The sequence below is a fragment of the Pseudomonas tremae genome (assembly GCF_001401155.1).
GTDB lineage: Bacteria > Pseudomonadota > Gammaproteobacteria > Pseudomonadales > Pseudomonadaceae > Aquipseudomonas > Aquipseudomonas tremae.
The window spans coordinates 1-273 of the sequence record NZ_LJRO01000340.1; the positions used below are offsets into that span (position 1 = coordinate 1).

At 57.5% G+C, this 273-nt stretch carries 2 pseudogenes; one reads left to right on the forward strand and one right to left on the reverse strand.

Annotation, left to right across the window (positions count from 1 at the left end):
• Positions 1-175 (forward strand): annotated as a pseudogene (locus ALO43_RS18720) (YkgJ family cysteine cluster protein); the annotation flags it as partial.
• Between the two features lie 5 nt (positions 176-180).
• Here ALO43_RS18720 and ALO43_RS18725 read toward each other — a convergent pair.
• Positions 181-273: pseudogene (locus ALO43_RS18725) on the reverse strand (AsnC family transcriptional regulator); the annotation flags it as partial.

Here is a 273-nt window from a genome sequence, read left to right on the forward strand (position 1 = left end):
CCTTGGCCCACAGGGCTGCACCGTGTATGACGAACGCCCGTTGATCTGCCGTCTGTTTGGCACCACCGAAAGCCTGCCATGCCCGAATGGCCGTCGCCCGGTCGAACTGATTCACCCGCGGGTAGAGAAGCAGATACACGAATATATGGCTTCCACCCGACAAGTGCTGGTCTAGCGCAATCAGTCGGCAATCGGCAGGTTCAGGCTCTCTTTCACTTCTTCCATCACGATATAGCTCTTGGACTCACGCACGTGCGGCAGCTTGAGCAGGAT